Raw genomic sequence first — 18,706 nt, forward strand, 5'->3', positions numbered from 1 at the left:
GACAAATAAGTTGCCCTAGTTTTAGTCAATATTGAACATAAGGAGAAATTATTTCTTCAAATCTTCTTCTGTAACAACTCTTAAATTGTTGTTTGCAGTTCCGCCTTCATCATCAAATTTAGCTTCTCTTTGTTCAGTTGGATCTTCATCTTCTTTTTTTAGACGAGATTTAGCATTTGATGCATAACCTTTTGGATCTTCTTTTGCTTTTTGGAATTCATTTTTCGCTTTTTCTTTAGCTGACTCTTTATAAGAAGTTGGATCTTCTTTATATTTAGAGTACTCGTCTTGTGCTTTACCTTTTAGTTCGTTTGCTTTTTGCTTAGCATTTTCTTTGTAGTTCTCTGGATCTTCTTTATATTTCCCGTATTCATTTTTTAATTTATCTCTATTTTCTTTTTTAGATAAGACAACTGCTGCTGCAGTTCCACCTAATACTACTAACGTTCTAAATAATCCTGCTTTTTTAGCCATTTGTATCCACCTCTATTTAATTAATAGTTATTATAATACCCCGAGAAAATCTTTCTAAACATTTTAAACAGATAAATTTAAAAGTTTAAAATCTTCTTCTAACAAATGCCTATACTCACCAAGTTCTAAACGTTCATCAAGTTCTAAATCAGCTATTTGAACACGTTTTAAATACGTTACTTCACAACCAATCGCATGAAACATTCTCTTAACTTGGTGGAATTTACCTTCATAAATCGTAACATAAGCTATAGACTCTTCTCCATTTTCTACAATTTCTAATTCACTTGGAGAAGATGTAAAGTCACCTAAATCTATTCCTGCTTTAAAAATATCTATTGCATCATCTGAAATGTGAGCAGACACTTCAACATAATACTTTTTAGCAACTTTTTGTTTTGGACTCATAAGTTGATGCGAGAATTTACCATCGTTTGTTAGAAGTAATAAACCTTCTGTATCTTTATCTAAACGACCAACCGGAAATAAATCTAAGTGCATATATTCTGGGACAATATCAATGACTGTTTCATGTTCATCATCTTCTGTCGCTGAAACAAATCCAGCTGGCTTATTCATCATTAAATATACAACTGGTTCATATTCTATCGGGATATCATCAAATGTTATAACATCATCTTCTGGATTAATATGCATTTCAGGTTTCTTAACGATCTCATCATTAACGGAAACAAGATTTTTCTTTAGAAACTTTTTAACTTCTTTTCTTGTTCCGATACCTGAATTTGCTAAAAATTTATCTAATCTCATCATTTACACCCACTTAATTTTGCGTCTAATTTTAGCAGTCAAATCACCTAAAAATTCATCCGCTAGACGTGAACGCATTGTTAAATAACCATATACAATTACACCTACACATCCACCGACAATTAACGTAATCAGCGCACCTAATTTTGATGTTGGATCAATGATTAGTGACACAATAAAGAAACTTAACTCAACGAATAATACCATGATTATAGTATAGAAAGTAATTCTTAACGTATGGTAAATTGTGATATTAAATTTAAAGTCTGCATATTTATATAGGACGACACAATTTAATATAACAGCTACTAGTAATGCGATTGCCGTACCGATGACAGCACCTAATGTATGAAATACCATAATTAGTGGTAAGTTTATAACTGCTTTGATGACTAATGAAGCAATAACGATCCAAACTGTTAAAGCTTGTTTATCAATACCTTGTAACATTGAAGCTGTTACTGATAATAATGCAATTAAAATACTAACTGGTGCATACCAGAATAATATTTCTGTACCCATTGGATTATAACTATAGAACACATTATATAAAGGCTGTGCTAATACCATAATGCCAAGTGATGCTGGAACTGTTAAATATAGCAATACGCCTAATGATTTTCTAATTTGATGATGCATTGCATCAATTCTACCTGAATTATATGTGTTCGTAATAAATGGAACTAAACTCACTGCAAATCCTGCTGCAAGAGATGTTGGAATCATAACAATTTTATTAGTTGTCATGCTCAGCATTGTGAAATAAATATCTTGTAATTCACTACCTACACCTGCCATCGCTAATCCAGTATTATGTGTAAATTGGTCGATTAAGTTTATAATCGGGAAACATAAACTTACAATTACAAATGGTATACTGTATTTAATGATTTCTTTATATATTTTGATATACGAAACATCAATATCACTTGTATCTTGTTCAACTTCTGCTTTTATTAAATGTCTTCTCTTCATCCAAAAATAAAGTAAAGTCAATAATGCAATAATTGCACCGATACCTGCAGCAAATGTTGCAACTTGGTTGGCCATTAACACAGAACCGTCCATTACATTTAATACAATATAACTTCCGCCAAGTATAAATGCGATACGCGCTACTTGTTCAGTTACTTCAGATACAGCTGTTGGACCCATTGAATTAAATCCTTGGAAGATACCTCTCCATGTTGCAAGTAATGGAATAAATAATACAACAAAACTAATTGTTCTAATAACAGTTGTAATATCTTCTATACTCCAACCGCCTTCTATGCCACCTTTATTTGCTAATGTTAATTGAGCAATAGTTGGTGATAAGAAATAAAGTAATAAAAATCCGATAAATCCAGATACTGTCATAACTAAAAAGCTTGACCGGTATAATTTTCTACTTACTTTATAAGCACCTAATGCGTTATATTTAGATACATATTTCGCAGCTGCTAAAGGAACGCCCGCAGTTGCTATTGTTATCATGATTGTGTATGGTTGATAAGCATATGTAAATGGGGCAAGATTTTTTTCATCGCCTATAATAGCGTAAAAAGGTATTAAATAAAGAATACCAATTACTTTTGTTATTAAAATACTTGCAGTAAGCAGGAAGGTTCCCCTTACTAGCGCTTTACTTTCTGACATAATTTCATCCCTATCTAATTTACTTTTAAATTTAATAATAACAGGTTTATTTCTATTCTACTACTTTTTTAAAGACACATTATTCGTTAAAATATTATTACATCGATTTATGGAGGTAACTTATGTATCATACAATAATTATCGGCGCTGGACCTAGTGGTTTAATGGCCGCATATAGTGCAAGTTCAAATGGTAAAAACGTCTTGCTACTCGAAAAGAAAAAAGGCTTAGGACGAAAGCTCCGCATATCTGGTGGCGGTAGATGTAATGTTACGAACCGCTTACCTTATGAAGAAATTATAAAAAACATTCCTGGTAATGGAAAATTCTTATATAGTCCATTTTCAACATTCGACAATGAATCTATTATACAATTTTTTGAATCTAGATCTGTACAATTAAAAGAAGAAGATCACGGTCGAATGTTCCCTGTTTCTAATCGCGCTCAAGATGTTGTTGATGCACTAGTTGATTCCATTAAACAAAATGGTGTAGAAATACGCCAAGAAACTACAGTATCATCTATTGAAAGTGAAAATCAACGAATAACAGGCGTCACACTACAAGATGGTACATTTATTCCTTCAAAGGCTGTTATCATCGCATCAGGTGGTTGCAGTGTGCCACATACTGGTTCGACAGGAGATGGGTATAAATTCGCTGAGAATTTAGGACATTCTATAACAGAACTATTTCCAACAGAAGTACCGATCAAATCAAGTGAACCATTCATTAAAAACAAAACACTACAAGGATTAAGTTTACAAAATGTTGGACTATCCGTACTCAAAAAAAATGGTAAACCTAGAATCACACATCAAATGGACATGTTATTTACACATTTTGGTATTTCAGGACCTGCAGCATTAAGATGTAGTCAATTTGTGTATAAAGAACAAAAATCTCAAAAGAAAACAGACATACAGGTGTCTATAGATGCCTTTCCAGAAATCAAAACACATGACTTAGAACAACAAATTGTAAAAAAACTAAAAGACGAACCAAATAAAGCGATTAAAAATGCACTAAAAGGACTAGTCCAAGAAAGATATTTACATTTTATCGTACAACAGTCAAGTATTGATTTAGATGTGACATACCATCACCTATCCCAACAAGCCATCCGAACATTCGTGGAAAACCTTAAATCATTTACATTCACAGTAAATGGTACACTCCCACTTGATAAAGCTTTTGTAACAGGTGGTGGTGTTAATATTAAAGAAATCGAACCCAATACAATGGCATCCAAAATATGTGCTGGGCTTTACTTCTCAGGTGAAGTACTAGATATCCATGGGTATACAGGTGGCTATAATATTACGAGCGCTCTTGTCACTGGGTATGTAGCAGGCTATAATGCCGCACAATTTAATGATTAAAATTCTATAGAATGTATATAGTTTGGTGTTTGTTATGTGGCCTCCTTATTTACAAAACTACTTGGAATTGTTACTAACTTTAACCTATATTATATTCACACATTATTTAAGGCTGAGACATTTTAAATGTCTCAGCCTTATTTATTTCTTCATTAAACTCTTTTGTTTTCTAAACCATCGTCGCCCCACTCATTCATGCCGCCTTCTACGTTTACTGCATCAATGTCGTGGTCATTTAAATAATCAACTACTCGAGCACTTCTAACGCCACCTGCACAAACAATATAATATGTTTGGTCTTTAGAGAAATGATTTAATTCATTTGGAATTTCTCCCATTGGAATATGCTTAGCGCCAGGGATTACACCTAATGCTACTTCATGATCTTCTCTCACATCAACTATATTAATTGGATTATTAGATGTAATTTTGTTTGCTAATTCTGTTACTGTAATTTCTTTCATAACTAGAACACTCCTAATTGATTAATTTGCTACGATATTAACTAACTTTTGTGGAACTGCAATCACTTTACGGATTGTTTTACCTTCAATCGCTTCTTTGATTTTTTCATTATCCATTGCTACTGCTTCCATTTCATTTTTAGTTAAATCTTTAGAAATTTTGATTTTGTCTTTTAGTTTACCGTTAACTTGGATAACAATTTCTATTTCGTTATCTACTAGTAGTGACTCATCAAATGTTGGCCATTCTTCATAAGATAAAGAATCGTTATGACCAAGTTTTTGCCATAATTCTTCAGAAATGTGTGGCGCAATTGGTGATAACATTTTTACAAAACCTTCAGCATATGCTTTGCTGATTTGATCTTGTTTATAACAATCATTGATGAATACCATCATTTGACTGATTGCAGTATTGAAGTTTAGTGTATCGAAGTCTTCAGTTACTTTTTTAACTGTTTGGTTATAGACTTTATCTAGGTCTGGTGTTTCGTTTTCAACGACCTTATCCGTAATTTTCCCTTCTTCTGTAACAAATAAACGCCATACTCTATCTAAGAAACGACGTGAACCGTCTAGTCCATTTTCACTCCATGCAATTGCAGCATCTAAAGGTCCCATGAACATTTCATATAGACGTAATGTGTCAGCACCATGAGAACGTACAATATCATCAGGGTTAACGACATTACCTTTTGATTTACTCATTTTTTCATTACCTTCACCAAGAATCATACCTTGGTTAAATAATTTTTGGAAAGGCTCTTTAGTTGGAACTACACCGATATCGTATAACACTTTATGCCAGAATCTTGAATATAATAGATGAAGCACTGCATGTTCTACACCACCGATATATAAATCAACTGGTAACCAGTGTTTAAGTTTTTCAGGATCAGCTAATTGTTCATCGTTATGTGGGTCGATATATCTTAAATAATACCAACAGCTACCTGCCCATTGTGGCATCGTATTCGTTTCACGACGCCCTTTCATACCTGTCTTAGGATCTACAACATTAATAAATTCATCAATATTAGCTAAAGGTGATTCTCCTGTACCTGATGGTTTAACTTGATCTGTTTCAGGTAGAATTAGTGGAAGTTCTTCTTCAGGAACTGTTGTCATTGTACCGTCTTCCCAATGTATAACTGGAATTGGTTCACCCCAATAACGTTGTCTACTAAATAACCAATCTCTTAATTTATAGCTTACTTTTTTATGACCGATACCTTTTTCTTCAAGTAATTCAATCGCTTTAGGTACTGCTTCTTCTTTTGTTAAGCCATTTAATGCATCTGAATCAATCATTTTACCATCATCATCATATACAGTGATGATATCTAAATTGAATTTCTCTGCAAACTCAGCATCTCTTTCATCATGTGCTGGAACTGCCATAACAGCACCTGTTCCATAACTAATTAACACATAATCTGCAACCCAAATCGGCATTTTTTTGCCAGTGAATGGGTTTGTCGTAAATGCTCCAGTGAATACACCACTTTTATCTTTTGCTAAATCTGTCCTTTCTAAGTCAGATTTACGAGAAGCTGCTAATTTATATGCTTCAACCGCTTCTTTTTCATCTTCAGTCGTAATTAAATCTACTAAAGGATGTTCTGGTGATAGTACAGCAAAAGTTGCACCGTAAATCGTATCTGGACGAGTTGTGAATACTTCAAATGATAAATCTGTATTATCAATATTAAATTTTAATTCAGCACCTTCAGATCTACCAATCCAGTTTCTTTGCATATCTTTAATAGATTCTGGCCAATCTAATTCATCTAAATCTTCTAATAGACGATCCGCATATTCAGTGATTTTTAATACCCATTGTCTCATAGGTTTGCGAACAACTGGATGTCCTCCACGTTCTGAAACACCATCAACAATTTCTTCATTAGATAACACTGTACCTAGCGCTGGGCACCAGTTTACAGCTACTTCATCAACATATGCTAATCCTTTATTATATAATTGAATGAAAATCCATTGTGTCCATTTATAGTAATCTGGGTCAGTTGTATTCACTTCTCTATCCCAGTCATATGAGAAACCTAGCTCTTGAATTTGTCTTTTAAAAGTCGCTATATTTTTAGCTGTAAATTCTTTAGGATCATTCCCTGTATCAATAGCATACTGCTCAGCTGGTAAACCAAATGCATCCCATCCCATTGGGTGAAGTACATTATACCCTTGCATTCTTTTATATCTTGAGACGATATCTGTAGCAGTATAACCTTCAGGATGTCCTACATGTAAACCAGCGCCAGATGGATATGGAAACATATCTAAAGCGTAAAATTTCTTTTGTCCAAGATTATCGTTAGCTTTAAATGTTTTGTTAGCTGCCCAAAAATCTTGCCATTTCTTTTCGATTTGTTGATGATTATAATTCATTTGTTCGTTCCTCCTATAAAATAAAAAAAAGCCATCCCAACCATCATAACAGTTGGGACGACTTGAATAAATATGCCGCGGTACCACCCAGAATTCACAATTAAGTGCGCTTCATTTATATGGTTTAAGATTGCTTTTAATAAATAATGAATCGTTCATAAGTTCACTTAATGGATATCATCAGTTCTCAGCACCACTGACTCTCTTAAGATTCGCATTAAAGCTACTTTTCTTATATACAACCTAATATTATGCAATTTCAATATATTTTGCAAGTCTTATTTGTTAATATCATGTATCTTGCTTTGAAATACCTCTATCATAAATGTATAAAAAGTAATAACCTATTAAAATAAGTAATATCATACTGTAAAACATCATTTTCATATCAAACATATCAACTATTACGCCACCTATAACTGGCCCAAATGCTTTTCCTATTGTTGAAGATGCGTTTACAATACCTTGATATGCACCCATTCTGCCTTTAGGTGCTAATTTATTTGCAATTGCAGGTACTGCTGGCCATACAAACATTTCTCCAAATGTTAAAATAACCATCCCTACAACAAACATTGTAAATTGTTCAGCAAAGCTTGTAATCACATAACTTAAAATAAAAATCGTTAGCCCTATAAACATTTGTAATTTCAATTTCTCTTTGAATCTATTGATAAACGGTGCAATTAAAGGTTGTCCTGCTAAAATCAATACACCATTTATTGTCCAAAGGAAACTATATTGTTTCAAGGATATACCAACTGATTGTGTATAAGTCGCAATTGTCGTTTGCCACTGAACATAACCAATCCAACATAAACTAAACATAACACATAGAAGTATAAGTGCAGTAAATTTACTTTTATCTTTAACTTGCATAGCACTCGTGATGCCTTCATCATTTTTCAAATGAATATCTAAATCTATGTTGTAATATTTTAAAGCAATTATGATAAATAAGACATATAGTAGTAAGTTCGCCATAAAAATATAATTAAAGCTAAAGTCCGCTACAAACCCACCTGCTGCAGCTCCAATAGAAACACCTAAGTTTTGAGCAAGATAAATTGCATTAAATGTTGTGCGTCCTCCGTTTGGCCAACTTGCAGCAGCCATTGCATAAATAGCTGGCACAATCACGCCTCCACCGAAACCAAGTATCACAAGCCAAAACGGATACCATGGCCAATCATTTAAAAAGTTTAACCCGATTAAACTTAAAATATTTAAAATAGAGGCAAAAATTATAGAACGAAACCCACCAATTTTGTCGAATAAACTTCCGCCTAATAAATTCCCGATTACACTCCCGAATGCATTAATCATTAAAACGATACCAGCTGTACTTAAACTCTTACCTAATTCTTCATTCATATATATTGTATTAAGTGGCCATAAGAAACTTGATCCTGTAATATTGATCGCCATTCCTATGATGAGCATTTTAACAATTTTCGGCATTCTCAAGGATTTCAACCTCCTCTCAAATTTTGTCAATTTTAATAGTCTAAACCTTTTTCTGCAAAAGTTCAATATTATATGTTAAAATGCTTTAGATAAGTTTGTAGAACAGGATGTGAAATATAATGACAGAACAATTCCGTTATGCATTTGATAACAAAAGATATCATACATGGAATTATCATTTAAGAAATAAATTTGGTGAGAAGATTTTTAAAATAGCATTAGATGGTGGATTTGATTGTCCAAACCGTGACGGCACAGTAGCACATGGGGGTTGTACATTTTGTTCAGCAGCCGGGAGTGGAGACTTTGCAGGTAACCGTGCAGAACCAATCCATGTACAATTTAAAGAAATTAAAGACAAAATGCATGAAAAATGGTCCGAAGGAAAATATATCGCTTATTTTCAAGCTTTTACAAATACGCATGCGCCAGTTGAAGTATTAAGAGAAAAATACGAAGCTGCTTTATCAGAAGAAAATGTAGTTGGACTATCAATTGCAACAAGACCAGACTGCCTACCAGATGATGTTGTAGAATACTTAGCAGAATTAAATGAAAGAACATATTTATGGGTAGAACTTGGATTACAAACCGTTCACCAAGAAACTTCAGATTTAATTAACCGTGCACATGATATGAAATGCTATTACGAAGGTATTGCTAAATTAAGAAAACACAATATCAATATATGTACACATATCATTAATGGTTTACCTGGTGAAGATTACAATATGATGATGGAAACAGCAAAAGAAGTCGCACAAATGGACGTTCAAGGGATTAAAATTCATTTGTTACACCTACTTAAAGGTACACCAATGGTTAAACAATACGAAAAAGGTATGCTTGAATTCATGACTCAAGATAATTATACGCAACTCGTTTGTGACCAATTAGAAATTTTACCAGAAGAAATGATCATTCATCGTATTACAGGTGATGGCCCTATCGATTTAATGGTTGGACCTATGTGGAGTGTAAATAAATGGGAAGTCCTTAATGCTATAGACAATGAACTTAAAGAACGCGGCACAATGCAAGGATCTAAATTCAAGAAAGCAGAACAAGTTCAAAAATGATTGTTCAAGGAATTTTACCATTCGCAAGAGATTTAATAGCAACACATATAACGGATAAAAGTATCGTAGTTGATGCAACATGTGGGAATGGCAACGATACACTTTTCCTTGCTAATCAAGTTCCAAACGGCGAAGTATACGCGTTCGATATACAAGAAGAAGCCATTAATAATACTAAAATCAAAACAGAAGCATATAGTAATATTCATTATTATCAAACAGGTCACGAAAATGCAGCACCTATAATAAAAGAACGTCATGAGCAAATAGACGCATCAATATTTAATTTAGGCTATTTACCAAAAGGCGATAAACATATTACAACGAATGCACCGACAACAATTAAAGCAATTGAAAGTCTATTCGAAATGACAAGTAAAAATGGCATCATCGTATTAGTCGTATATCCAGGACACCCAGAAGGACAGATAGAATCTAACGAAGTCATCAATCATGTTAGTTCAATAGATCAACAATCAGCACACGTGCTCCACTATCAATTTATAAATCAAAAAAACAATCCACCATATATAATAGCAATTGAAAAAAGATAAAAATGAGTGAAATGACAGAACGCAAACCTTGGGAATGGGTTTGCGTTTTTTATGTGATATTGGAGGTTTTTGGATATATCCGGTGGTTAAGGTATGACTTGGATCATCTCTTAGCTTTATTCGGTACTTAAGCCATGACTTGGTCGATCTCTTGGGTTTACTCATCACTTTAGACATGACTTGGTTCATCTCTTGGCTTTACTCTCGACTTAAGCCACGACTTGGTCAATCTCTTGGCTTTACTCTCGACTTAAGCCACGACTTGGTCGATCTCTTGGCTTTACTCTCGACTTAAGCCATGACTTGGTTCATCTCTTGGCTTTATTCAGCACTTAAGCCATGACTTGGTTCATCTCTTGGCTTTATTCAATACTTAAGCCACGACTCGTGTGCTTACTTCACCTTTAACTCACATCTTTCACAATCTCGTGTGTTTATTCCCTCTTTAACTCACATGTTTCTCAATCTAATGACAAAACGCAAACCTACTCAACAGGTTTGCGTTTTAATTAAATATTACAAGTATTAACGATTGACTCAAATTGTTTTTCAAAATGTTCTTTTCTATTTTTGATTTCTTCACAAGCGAAATCGATAATTGCATCTTTCTTGTCTTCGAAGTCTTTATTCACTTCAACAATTACAGTTCTTTCATCATTCTCTGGGCGCACTTTCTTAATCCATCCTTTTTTCACAAGGTTATTGTATAATCTTGTTCGTTTGTATGGCTTAATATCTATATAACCATCCAACTCTTTCAAACTCATCGATCCGTTATTCCATAACATGATTAATGTAAGAAACTCTTCTTTTTCTATATCAAACTTTTCTTCAATTTTATAAAAAATAATATTTATATTTTTTTGGATATCATCTAATAAAATTAAATCACTTACGTTATTTACTTTTTCTGTCATAAACTCGCCTCCAACGCTCTCTATATGGGTTATATACCCGATATAGTATCGTTTAAGCTTGTTTGCATTATATTTTATAAATTATTCAGTTTCATCATCAATAAGTAATCCTACGTAGTGAATGCGATTATTCATAAATGATATGATATATTTCATTACATTTTCGCGTTCTGGTTCATTATGTACTTCATGATTAAGTCCGTGCCAAGCTTTAAAATATAATTCGTTAGTATTGATTGTTTTACCGATTTGACGAATTGATTCTGTATCTACTATTTTATCTTCTGTACCTAGCATAAGTAATGTAGGAATTGGAGATATGTGGTGAATATTTTCCATTGTTGCTTTCATTGTTTCTAAGATAGTCTTGTACCAGTGGTAACTCACTTTATTTAACATTAAAGCATCTTTATTCGTATCATCTATTACTTCTTTGTTTCTTGTTAAGCTTTCTACTTTAATGCCCGTATCAAACTTAGCATCTTTCGCAACTGTACCGAAACTTGAAGCTAAGAAATTACGTCTTGTTGAAATATTTTGTTGAAAAGCAACTAATGGTGAAATCAATAGTACGCCTTCTACTTTTAAATCTACTTTTTCTAATAAATTAAGTAGAATAAGTCCACCTAAACCAACACCTAACGTAAATACTGGTAAGTGATATTCTTCTGCAATAGATATCCATTCAAGTACTTGTTCATGGTATTCTTCAAATTTATCAACATGTCCTCTATGTACACGGGAAGTTTGTCCTTGTCCTTTTAAGTCACCCATAATAACATGGTAACCTTCTCGTCGTAGCTTAGTGATTACGTATGCGTATCTTCCTGTATGTTCTAGCATATTATGTACAATTACTACAATTCCTTTAGCTTCTTTCTCAGTTTCCCATTTCCACATAATATATTACTCCTTTTACCTATATAGCTACTTTTTTGTTAAACTTAGTATAACAAAATTTTTCAAAAGAATGGAGAATCTTGAATGATTAAATCTTTTAAAGGTCAAAAACCACAAATCGATCAAAGCTGTTATATTGCTGAAAATGCAACTTTAATTGGTGATATTACAATCGGTCCTAAAAGCTCAGTATGGTTCAACTCAGTTATTAGAGGTGATGTTGCCCCTACAATTATAGGTGAAGGTGTTAATATCCAAGATTTATGTTGTTTACACCAAAGCCCTAATCAACCACTTATAATAGAAGATTTTGTAACAGTTGGTCATAAAGTGACATTACATTCTAGTATTATTCGCAAGCACGCGTTAATCGGAATGGATTCAACTATTCTTGACGGTGCAGAAATTGGAGAATATGCATTTATCGGTGCTGGATCACTCGTTCCAACAGGAAAGAAAATCCCACCACATACGTTAGCATTTGGTCGTCCTGCAAAAGTCATTAGAGAATTGACAGAAGATGACTATAATGAATTAAAAAGAATCAATGCATCTTATATTGAAAAAGCTGAGATTTATAAAGCAGATCAATAAATAATAAAAAGGATTGAGACGCAATGTCCCAATCCTTTTTTGTTACGCTATTTTAAATTTGCTATGCATAAACGGTAATTTTACAACGATATAAGCGATAATAATTTCATAAAACATTGAGAAGAACTTCTCAAAGAAGAAGACAACATTCTGAACTAATATTGTGCCTATACCTGCCCCACTAAAGTGGTAGTTAACGAGTAAGAAATTATCAATAATATTTAAAGCAATGATTGTAACAAAAACTGTCCATGACTTTTTAGTAATCATCGCCACTAAAATTGCTATAATACCAATCACAATTGGCTCAAAAATAAACAATTGCACGAAACTATCTAAAGGTTTCCCAAACATATAAAATGCCATATCCCTAAACATCCCGATTTCTCCTTTACAGTCATTTCTAATACATTAATTGTATCACGATAAACCAGCTATAATTATTAAGATATTATAAAGATTCATTGCTTTCCTTAACATAAAATTAACATTAATAGCCATTAAATCTTTACATTGAATTAGCAATCAATTCATATTGTCGTGTTACTTTAAAGATGTAACATAAGACGCCTTTAAAGGAGCATGATAAAATGCATTTCTTTAAAAAAATAATTATTTCTTTGTTTATATTCACATTTCTACCACATGCAATTAGCATAGCAGCAGAACCCATTTCACCAAACTATGAGCAAGTCAATCAATCAACCCCCTAAACCATAATAAGCAATATTAAAAAAATTTAAATAATAATGAATTAAAAAAGAAACTGATTTTCCCAATCAGTTTCTTTTTTACTATTACATATGCACTTACTTTTATTTTAGATATTTTATATAGTTTATTTAAAGATTCAGTTACAAGTACTTCTATGACTGTACTATATGCCGTCTTATTGATTATTTGTTTATTTTTAAATCTTGAATTCTACTTATGGCATGTGGTGACGGACATAAAGCACCAAACAAATATGGAGAAAATCCTAAATACGTTTAAGATTTAATTGTTCAAAGGCATTATACAAATCCAATTAAACTACAATAATATACATGTATATAATTTTTAATTTCGGACAAAATATTGTCAATATTATGGAACGCCTTACGGGGGCGTTCTTTTTCGTGTCAGAATTCATAATTAGTATAATTTTACATTATATTAAAAATGTAAACGCTTAACTAAATTTGTATTTCCATGATAAAATAAATTAAATGAATAAATATATTTAAGGAGGACTTGCTATGCCTGTCGTAAAAGATTTTTTTATTGCATTATCTAACAACAAATTCATGAATGAATCAGCTAAGAAAATGGGTCCTGCACTAGGTGCAAACAAGGTCGTAGCGGGCGTTGATATTGATTCAACAATCGATACAGTTGAAAGATTAAATATGAAGGGAATTTCATGTACGTTAGATAATTTAGGGGAATTCGTAACATCACGTCAAGAAGCTTTAGAAGCTCAACAAAATATTGTTGAAATTATGCGAAGAAACTACAATGCTAATATTGATGCGCATGTTTCGATTAAGCTTACACAATTAGGTCTCAATATTGATAGAGAGTTTGCTTATCAAAATACGAGAGAAATTTTGTTAAAAGCTCATGAATACGGAAATACATTTGTGAACATAGATGCTGAAAAATATGAAGATTTAGTTGGTATTACGGAAATAGTTGATAAACTTAAGGGTGAATTCAAAAATGTAGGGACTGTTATTCAAGCATACTTATTTGATGCTATGAATATTATGGATAAATACGATGATGTGCGATTACGATTAGTTAAAGGTGCATATAAGGAAGCACCTCATATTGCTTATCAAACTAAAGAAGAAATTGACAAAAATTATATAGCATTGATTGAAAAAAGATTATTAACTGCTAAAGCATTCACTTCAATTGCAACACACGATCATAATGTTATTAATCATGTTAAACAATTTGTTAAAGATCATAACATCTCAAGAGATTCATTTGAATTCCAAATGTTATATGGTTTTAGAACAGATTATGCATATCAAATCGCTAATGAAGGCTATAATTTCTGTATGTACGTACCATTTGGGGAAGATTGGTTCGGTTACTTCATGAGAAGATTAGCAGAAAGACCACAAAATATTAATTTAATGTTATTAGATATCTTTAGTGAAAAGAATAAAGGAAAAATCGCTATCGGAGCTAGTGTAATAGCTGGCTTAACCTTATTAAGTATAGGCGGAATCGCTAAAGCGAAGAAAAAATAATACATAAGAAGCCAGAACGCTTGTCCTGGCTTCTTTGTTTTTATATTTGTGTTTCAATATTTTTAAGTAAGTTTGCCATTTCAATTGCAGCTAAGGCAGCATCTCCACCTTTATTACCTGCTTTTGTTCCTGCTCTTTCAATCGCTTGTTCAATTGTTTCTGTTGTTACGATTCCAAATATTACAGGTACATCTGTTTCATCATTTACTTTAGAAATACCTTTAGCAACTTCATTACATACATAATCATAATGTGTAGTCGCCCCTCTAATTACACAGCCTAATGTTACGACCGCATCGTATTTCCCTGACTTCGCTAATTTTTTAGCTACTAAAGGAATTTCATACGCGCCTGGTACATATGCTACATGAACATTTTCTTCATCCACGTTATGTCTAATTAAAGTATCTTTAGCACCATCTAATAAACGACCTGTTATAAAATCGTTAAATCTACTCACGACGATTGCTACTTTTAATTGTGATCCATCCATTTTACCTTCAAATTTCATTTTAAAAACTCCATTCTATTTTATATTAAATGACCCATTTCATGCTTTTTAGTATTGATATATGATGCATTTGTTTCATTCGGTTCAATGACAACTGGAACTCTATTAGAAACACGTATACCTAAATCTTGTAATTGATTAAATTTATCTGGATTATTACTGATGAGTTGAATTTCTTCTATATTAAAGTATTTCAAAATTTGACTCGCTTCAGTATAATCTCTTAAATCCGCTTCAAAGCCTAAAGCTTCATTTGCTGTAATCGTATCATAACCTTGTTCAATAAGTTCATATGCTTTAAGTTTATTGATCAGTCCTATTCCTCTACCTTCTTGAGGTAAGTATAAAATCATGCCACCATGTTCTTGAATGTATTTCATTGAATATTCAAGCTGTTCTCCACAATCGCATCTAGCACTATGGAAAATATCACCTGTCACACATTCAGAATGAATACGTACATTCATACCTTCTTTAATTTCTCCTGAACTAATGACAATATATTCTTTATCATCTAATTGCGATGTAAAGCCATACATATCAAATTCACCATATGAAGTTGGCAACTTAACTTTAGATTCAAGATGAATAATTTGATCATGACGTTTTCTATACTTTACAAGTTTATCAATTGTTATCATTAATAAACCATGTTTACGTTTAAATTGATATAAATCATCTCTACGAGCCATCGTGCCATCATCATTCATAATTTCACAAATAGCACCAGCTGGTTTCGCTCCAGAAAGTTTCGCTAAATCTACACAAGCTTCTGTATGACCTATTCTTTCAAGAACACCATTGTCTTTAGCTATTAATGGAAATACATGACCTGGTTGAACGAATGCTGTTGGTGACGTTTCATTAATTAATGCTTTAATCGTATCCGCTCTTTCAAAAGCACTTATACCTGTCGTACTTGATGCATGATCAATACTTACAGTAAATGCAGTCTTATATTTATCACCCGTTTCAGTCATCAATTTCAAACCAAATTGTTGGGCAATTTCGCTGCTTATCGGTGCACAGATTAAACCTCTCGCATGTGTAGCCATAAAATTAATCGTTTCAGCTGTTAAATACTCAGAAATTGCGACGAGGTCACCTTCATTTTCTCTATCTTCATCATCTACTACAATAATCGGTTTACCACTTTTAAGTTCTTGTATGGCATCTTCTACGTTATCAAACATGTTATAGCCTCCTAAAATCCTAGATTAAGTAATTTCTCTTCGGATAAATTTGAATGATTTTGTCCTGTTGCTTTCTGCACATATTTAAATAACAAATCCGTTTCAACATGTACGCTGTCACCTTGTTTCTTATTAACAAAGATTGTTCGATCTCTCGTTTCAGGGATTAAATGAATTTCAAATTTTTGAGGATATAATTTAAAAATTGTCAAACTAACACCATCAACTGTGATAGATCCTTTATCAATCATTTGATTTAATAAATGCGCTTCTGTAGATATTTCAATAATCCATTCATCTTGTCTCCTTGAAATATGTTTAATAATGCCTTGACCATCTACATGCCCACTTACAAAATGACCACCAAATCTTCCATTTGCTAACATCGCTCTTTCAAGATTTACTTTGTCATTCATTTTCAAATGTTCTAAATAAGTTACTGAGATTGTTCCAGTAATCACTTCCACTTTAAAAGTAGAACTTGCTTTCTCAGTAACGGTCAGACAAACACCATTAACAGCAACGGAATCACCTAAAGATAAATCATCCATTATTTCAGTGGCTTCAATTGTTAATGTTTTAACGCCTTGGTTTGTGCTTGTATTCTTGATTACACCAACTGTTTCAATGAGTCCTGTGAACATCTTGTCACTTCTTTCTTAATGTTATTTTAAGATCTCCACCAATGATTTCTGTTGATATAATTTGAAATAATTTACTATTGGATAAAGGAACGACATCTTGCGTTTGATAATATTGATATTTTCCTTGACCACCAATCATCTTCGGGGCTTGATAAATAATTAATTGGTCTACTAAGTCTTGTTCAATAAACTGACTTACAAGTTTAGGACCTGCTTCAACCATCACTTGAGCATATCCATCTTCATATAAATCTTTTATAATCGTTTTTAAATTTGATAAATCACTGTTCTTAACTTTAATATGCTGGTACTCGTACGTGTGAAATGATTCCGAACTCGTTACAACAATAACAGGATTATCTTCATCTTTGAATATTTCATAATCACCACCAAAGTGTGATTGCTCTGTTAAAACAATTCTAGTTGGATTACTTAAATTGGAATTACGAGTAGTTAATAATGGATTATCTTCACGAACTGTCATCCCACCTGTAATAATTGCATCATGTTGTGAGCGCAATTTTAATACATCTTGTTTAACTTCTTTAGATGTAATCCATTTACTTTCTTTGTAATCTGTCGCAACTTTACCATCTAGACTCGTAGAAATTTTCAAAGTAATAAATGGTAAATTCGTTTGTTGTTGATGAAAAAATGCCTCATATAAGTCTTCTGCTCTTTTAGAAGGCTCATGTTTTACATCTATTCCAGCTTCGTACAACATTTCATGACCACTATTTTTAAGAGAACCATCTTTGACTGCATATACAACTGATTGAATACCGTTGTCGATAATCGCTTTAGCACATGGTGGTGTTAAACCATAGTGTGAACAAGGTTCTAAAGAAACATATATTGTTGCACCTTGAGCTTCTTCACCTGCCATTTTTAAAGCTTGTATTTCAGCATGTGCTTCACCTTTTTTTAAATGTGCACCAAAACCTATGATTTTATGATTTTTAACAATAACTGCACCAACAGAAGGATTCGTACCCGTCTGTCCTTGTACACGTTCAGCTAAATCAATTGCAAAATCTAAATATTGATTCATTTCTTTACCTCCTAAAAATAAAAACCACCGAAAATCACTTTTCGGTGGTTGGGAGTAAAAATGTATCACGAAATAAGCCTTTTATGAAAAAAGACTTTAACATTTTAAGTATAACGAAATAAGCGTATAGCATACGCTGTCGTCTATTCTTTCTCCCATCCAGACTATACTGTCGGCTTCAGAATGTTACTGAATCAGCCATAAATGAAAATTCACTTATGGGTCGCGGGCTATTATACCGCCGGTTGGGAATTTCACCCTGCCCCGAAAGAATATATTATTAAATTATATATCAGTAATCACTGATGACATCATTCTATACCATTTCACTAAGAATTACAAATGAAGAAGTTAAATTTATATAGTTTGTATTTGTGTGATGGTTTTAAAATGCTGATAACGACACCAGTATTTGCAC

The 18,706-nt window shown here is 32.7% G+C and carries 18 protein-coding genes and 1 riboswitch; of the genes, 5 read left to right on the top strand and 13 right to left on the bottom strand.

Annotation, left to right across the window (positions count from 1 at the left end):
• Positions 1-48: 48 nt before the first annotated feature.
• From ACJTHF_RS04450 to ACJTHF_RS04460, 3 genes are all read right to left on the bottom strand, one after another.
• A complete protein-coding gene (locus ACJTHF_RS04450; protein WP_048539552.1) occupies positions 49-474 on the bottom strand; it encodes a YtxH domain-containing protein in 426 nt (141 codons plus the stop codon).
• Positions 475-537: 63 nt separating this feature from the next.
• Positions 538-1,245: a pseudouridine synthase gene (locus tag ACJTHF_RS04455; RefSeq protein ID WP_058592092.1), complete on the bottom strand. Its 708-nt coding sequence runs from the start codon at positions 1,243-1,245 to the stop codon at positions 538-540.
• 3 nt (positions 1,246-1,248) lie between these two features.
• On the bottom strand, positions 1,249-2,883 hold the full coding sequence (locus tag ACJTHF_RS04460) for a polysaccharide biosynthesis protein (RefSeq protein ID WP_049318619.1): 1,635 nt from the start codon (positions 2,881-2,883) through the stop codon (positions 1,249-1,251).
• Positions 2,884-3,005: 122 nt separating this feature from the next.
• Between ACJTHF_RS04460 and ACJTHF_RS04465 the strand changes: the two genes are divergently transcribed.
• Complete coding sequence (locus ACJTHF_RS04465) at positions 3,006-4,265, top strand: NAD(P)/FAD-dependent oxidoreductase (protein WP_078355919.1); 1,260 nt, start codon at positions 3,006-3,008, stop codon at positions 4,263-4,265.
• A 152-nt stretch (positions 4,266-4,417) separates the two neighbouring features.
• Here ACJTHF_RS04465 and ACJTHF_RS04470 read toward each other — a convergent pair whose 3' ends face one another.
• The 3 genes from ACJTHF_RS04470 to ACJTHF_RS04480 all read right to left on the bottom strand — a co-directional run bounded on the left by ACJTHF_RS04470 (position 4,418) and on the right by ACJTHF_RS04480 (position 8,602).
• Positions 4,418-4,729 carry a rhodanese-like domain-containing protein gene (locus ACJTHF_RS04470; protein WP_048539549.1) on the bottom strand — a complete coding sequence of 104 codons (312 nt, stop codon included), beginning with the start codon at positions 4,727-4,729 and terminating at the stop codon, positions 4,418-4,420.
• Between the two features lie 21 nt (positions 4,730-4,750).
• Complete coding sequence (leuS, locus tag ACJTHF_RS04475; RefSeq protein ID WP_078355920.1) at positions 4,751-7,135, bottom strand: leucine--tRNA ligase; 2,385 nt, start codon at positions 7,133-7,135, stop codon at positions 4,751-4,753.
• A gap of 291 nt (positions 7,136-7,426) precedes the next feature.
• Positions 7,427-8,602 (bottom strand): MDR family MFS transporter, encoded by a 1,176-nt coding sequence (locus tag ACJTHF_RS04480; RefSeq protein ID WP_078355921.1) that lies wholly within the window; start codon positions 8,600-8,602, stop codon positions 7,427-7,429.
• A gap of 119 nt (positions 8,603-8,721) precedes the next feature.
• On the opposite strand from ACJTHF_RS04480, the gene ACJTHF_RS04485 reads away from it, so the two are divergent.
• Together ACJTHF_RS04485 and ACJTHF_RS04490 are read left to right on the top strand one after the other, a co-directional pair.
• The gene (locus ACJTHF_RS04485; protein ID WP_048539546.1) at positions 8,722-9,681 is read left to right on the top strand and encodes a TIGR01212 family radical SAM protein; all 960 of its coding nucleotides are present in this window, start codon (positions 8,722-8,724) and stop codon (positions 9,679-9,681) included.
• Positions 9,678-10,235, top strand: coding sequence for a class I SAM-dependent methyltransferase (locus ACJTHF_RS04490; protein ID WP_048539545.1), 558 nt, complete (start codon positions 9,678-9,680; stop codon positions 10,233-10,235). The genes ACJTHF_RS04485 and ACJTHF_RS04490 overlap by 4 nt, the downstream gene beginning before the upstream one ends.
• 509 nt (positions 10,236-10,744) lie before the next feature.
• Here the strand turns inward: ACJTHF_RS04490 and ACJTHF_RS04495 are convergent.
• Together ACJTHF_RS04495 and ACJTHF_RS04500 are read right to left on the bottom strand one after the other, a co-directional pair.
• Positions 10,745-11,152 carry a transcriptional regulator, SarA/Rot family gene (locus ACJTHF_RS04495; protein WP_025905249.1) on the bottom strand — a complete coding sequence of 136 codons (408 nt, stop codon included), beginning with the start codon at positions 11,150-11,152 and terminating at the stop codon, positions 10,745-10,747.
• Positions 11,153-11,233: 81 nt separating this feature from the next.
• Positions 11,234-12,052: an alpha/beta fold hydrolase gene (locus ACJTHF_RS04500; protein WP_025905248.1), complete on the bottom strand. Its 819-nt coding sequence runs from the start codon at positions 12,050-12,052 to the stop codon at positions 11,234-11,236.
• Positions 12,053-12,136: 84 nt separating this feature from the next.
• Here ACJTHF_RS04500 and ACJTHF_RS04505 point away from each other — a divergent pair, with 84 nt between their 5' ends.
• Positions 12,137-12,646 carry a gamma carbonic anhydrase family protein gene (locus ACJTHF_RS04505; protein ID WP_078355922.1) on the top strand — a complete coding sequence of 170 codons (510 nt, stop codon included), beginning with the start codon at positions 12,137-12,139 and terminating at the stop codon, positions 12,644-12,646.
• A 42-nt stretch (positions 12,647-12,688) separates the two neighbouring features.
• Here ACJTHF_RS04505 and ACJTHF_RS04510 read toward each other — a convergent pair whose 3' ends face one another.
• Positions 12,689-13,024 (bottom strand): hypothetical protein, encoded by a 336-nt coding sequence (locus ACJTHF_RS04510; RefSeq protein WP_048539542.1) that lies wholly within the window; start codon positions 13,022-13,024, stop codon positions 12,689-12,691.
• Positions 13,025-13,884: 860 nt separating this feature from the next.
• On the opposite strand from ACJTHF_RS04510, the gene ACJTHF_RS04515 reads away from it, so the two are divergent.
• The gene (locus ACJTHF_RS04515) at positions 13,885-14,889 is read left to right on the top strand and encodes a proline dehydrogenase family protein (protein WP_048539540.1); all 1,005 of its coding nucleotides are present in this window, start codon (positions 13,885-13,887) and stop codon (positions 14,887-14,889) included.
• 40 nt (positions 14,890-14,929) lie between these two features.
• Here ACJTHF_RS04515 and ribE read toward each other — a convergent pair whose 3' ends face one another.
• Genes ribE through ribD form a run of 4 tightly spaced genes read right to left on the bottom strand, consistent with a single transcriptional unit; the run spans position 14,930 to position 18,288 of the window.
• The gene (gene ribE / locus ACJTHF_RS04520; protein WP_058592006.1) at positions 14,930-15,400 is read right to left on the bottom strand and encodes a 6,7-dimethyl-8-ribityllumazine synthase; all 471 of its coding nucleotides are present in this window, start codon (positions 15,398-15,400) and stop codon (positions 14,930-14,932) included.
• 20 nt (positions 15,401-15,420) lie between these two features.
• Positions 15,421-16,593: a 3,4-dihydroxy-2-butanone-4-phosphate synthase gene (gene ribB / locus ACJTHF_RS04525; protein ID WP_078355923.1), complete on the bottom strand. Its 1,173-nt coding sequence runs from the start codon at positions 16,591-16,593 to the stop codon at positions 15,421-15,423.
• A gap of 11 nt (positions 16,594-16,604) precedes the next feature.
• Positions 16,605-17,237, bottom strand: coding sequence for a riboflavin synthase (locus ACJTHF_RS04530; protein WP_078355924.1), 633 nt, complete (start codon positions 17,235-17,237; stop codon positions 16,605-16,607).
• 4 nt (positions 17,238-17,241) lie between these two features.
• Entirely contained in the window at positions 17,242-18,288 is a 1,047-nt protein-coding gene (gene ribD / locus ACJTHF_RS04535) for a bifunctional diaminohydroxyphosphoribosylaminopyrimidine deaminase/5-amino-6-(5-phosphoribosylamino)uracil reductase RibD (protein ID WP_078355925.1), read from the bottom strand.
• A gap of 143 nt (positions 18,289-18,431) precedes the next feature.
• A riboswitch (FMN riboswitch) is annotated at positions 18,432-18,564 on the bottom strand.
• Positions 18,565-18,706: the final 142 nt, after the last annotated feature.

Source organism: Mammaliicoccus sp. RAM2, from assembly GCF_045897195.1.
GTDB lineage: Bacteria > Bacillota > Bacilli > Staphylococcales > Staphylococcaceae > Mammaliicoccus > Mammaliicoccus sciuri.

Excerpts from the sequence above, each read along its gene's own strand:
- ACJTHF_RS04455 (WP_058592092.1), bottom strand. The coding sequence starts at position 1,245 with ATGAGATTAGATAAATTTTTAGCAAATTCAGGTATCGGAACAAGAAAA.
- ACJTHF_RS04460 (WP_049318619.1), bottom strand. The coding sequence starts at position 2,883 with ATGTCAGAAAGTAAAGCGCTAGTAAGGGGAACCTTCCTGCTTACTGCA.
- ACJTHF_RS04450 (WP_048539552.1), bottom strand. The coding sequence starts at position 474 with ATGGCTAAAAAAGCAGGATTATTTAGAACGTTAGTAGTATTAGGTGGA.
- ACJTHF_RS04465 (WP_078355919.1), top strand. The coding sequence starts at position 3,006 with ATGTATCATACAATAATTATCGGCGCTGGACCTAGTGGTTTAATGGCC.
- ACJTHF_RS04485 (WP_048539546.1), top strand. The coding sequence starts at position 8,722 with ATGACAGAACAATTCCGTTATGCATTTGATAACAAAAGATATCATACA.
- ACJTHF_RS04470 (WP_048539549.1), bottom strand. The coding sequence starts at position 4,729 with ATGAAAGAAATTACAGTAACAGAATTAGCAAACAAAATTACATCTAAT.
- ribD (WP_078355925.1), bottom strand. The coding sequence starts at position 18,288 with ATGAATCAATATTTAGATTTTGCAATTGATTTAGCTGAACGTGTACAA.
- ACJTHF_RS04495 (WP_025905249.1), bottom strand. The coding sequence starts at position 11,152 with ATGACAGAAAAAGTAAATAACGTAAGTGATTTAATTTTATTAGATGAT.
- ACJTHF_RS04530 (WP_078355924.1), bottom strand. The coding sequence starts at position 17,237 with ATGTTCACAGGACTCATTGAAACAGTTGGTGTAATCAAGAATACAAGC.
- ACJTHF_RS04500 (WP_025905248.1), bottom strand. The coding sequence starts at position 12,052 with ATGTGGAAATGGGAAACTGAGAAAGAAGCTAAAGGAATTGTAGTAATT.
- leuS (WP_078355920.1), bottom strand. The coding sequence starts at position 7,135 with ATGAATTATAATCATCAACAAATCGAAAAGAAATGGCAAGATTTTTGG.
- ACJTHF_RS04490 (WP_048539545.1), top strand. The coding sequence starts at position 9,678 with ATGATTGTTCAAGGAATTTTACCATTCGCAAGAGATTTAATAGCAACA.
- ribB (WP_078355923.1), bottom strand. The coding sequence starts at position 16,593 with ATGTTTGATAACGTAGAAGATGCCATACAAGAACTTAAAAGTGGTAAA.
- ACJTHF_RS04515 (WP_048539540.1), top strand. The coding sequence starts at position 13,885 with ATGCCTGTCGTAAAAGATTTTTTTATTGCATTATCTAACAACAAATTC.
- ACJTHF_RS04510 (WP_048539542.1), bottom strand. The coding sequence starts at position 13,024 with ATGTTTAGGGATATGGCATTTTATATGTTTGGGAAACCTTTAGATAGT.
- ACJTHF_RS04505 (WP_078355922.1), top strand. The coding sequence starts at position 12,137 with ATGATTAAATCTTTTAAAGGTCAAAAACCACAAATCGATCAAAGCTGT.
- ribE (WP_058592006.1), bottom strand. The coding sequence starts at position 15,400 with ATGAAATTTGAAGGTAAAATGGATGGATCACAATTAAAAGTAGCAATC.